The sequence below is a fragment of the uncultured Streptococcus sp. genome (assembly GCF_901875575.1).
GTDB lineage: Bacteria > Bacillota > Bacilli > Lactobacillales > Streptococcaceae > Streptococcus.
Genome location: NZ_CABFMF010000045.1, coordinates 1 through 833 on the forward strand (window position 1 = coordinate 1; position 833 = coordinate 833).

The 833-nt window shown below is 44.4% G+C and carries 1 protein-coding gene and 6 tRNA genes; all 7 read right to left on the reverse strand.

The genetic code is table 11. The features are described 5' to 3' along the window. Positions 1–81 (reverse strand): IS630 transposase-related protein (locus QZ114_RS08100; RefSeq protein WP_295501847.1); only part of this gene is annotated, 81 nt, incomplete at its 3' end. A 241-nt stretch (positions 82–322) separates the two neighbouring features. Further along, positions 323–406: transfer RNA gene (locus tag QZ114_RS08105), tRNA-Leu, on the reverse strand. 9 nt (positions 407–415) lie between these two features. Further along, positions 416–487: transfer RNA gene (locus QZ114_RS08110), tRNA-Gln, on the reverse strand. 13 nt (positions 488–500) lie between these two features. Next, a tRNA-His gene (locus QZ114_RS08115) sits at positions 501–573 on the reverse strand. A 13-nt stretch (positions 574–586) separates the two neighbouring features. Further along, a tRNA-Trp gene (locus tag QZ114_RS08120) sits at positions 587–657 on the reverse strand. A 4-nt stretch (positions 658–661) separates the two neighbouring features. Next, positions 662–742 (reverse strand) — tRNA-Tyr (locus QZ114_RS08125). A gap of 18 nt (positions 743–760) precedes the next feature. Then, a tRNA-Phe gene (locus tag QZ114_RS08130) sits at positions 761–833 on the reverse strand.

Sequence of the window (833 nt, forward strand, 5' to 3'; positions counted from 1 at the left end):
AAGGTGTGATGCTTCTGTTATACTACCTGTTCGCTCACAATAAGAGAGAACTTTTTTACGAAAATCTATTGAATATGTCATAAGAAGATTATACCATATTATGTACTGTTTTTATTTCATTTTGCTATAGATCTTATGGGACTTTTTTCTACACCAAAATAGGCTCCATAATATCCATAGGGGCGTTACCCACTACAAATAGTATAAAGCCATTTTCTAAACCAACTACACTTGATAAAGAGTCAAACATTTTATAGCAGACCAACAGTTAATTAAGTCAAAAAGGAACGCTGATTTATCAACGTTCCTTAATTCTATACTATACCGGCGGCCGGGGTCGAACCGGCACGTCCTTGCGGACACTGGATTTTGAGTCCAGCGCGTCTGCCAATTCCGCCACGCCGGCAAATAGTAACTGGGGTAGCTGGATTCGAACCAACGCATGAGGGAGTCAAAGTCCCTTGCCTTACCGCTTGGCTATACCCCAATAATATAAAATAGGCGAGTGATGGGGATCGAACCCACGCATGCCAGAGCCACAATCTGGTGTGTTAACCACTTCACCACACCCGCCAAAATATATTAACACGGGCAGTAGGAATTGAACCCACACTGAAGGTTTTGGAGACCTTAGTTCTACCTTTAAACTATGCCCGTTAAATGGAAGGGGAGGGATTCGAACCCCCGAACCCGAAGGAGCGGATTTACAGTCCGCCGCGTTTAGCCTCTTCGCTACCCTTCCAGAATAGAAATATAAAAATGGCGCGAGACGGAATCGAACCGCCGACACATGGAGCTTCAATCCATTGCTCTACCAACTGAGCTACCGAGCC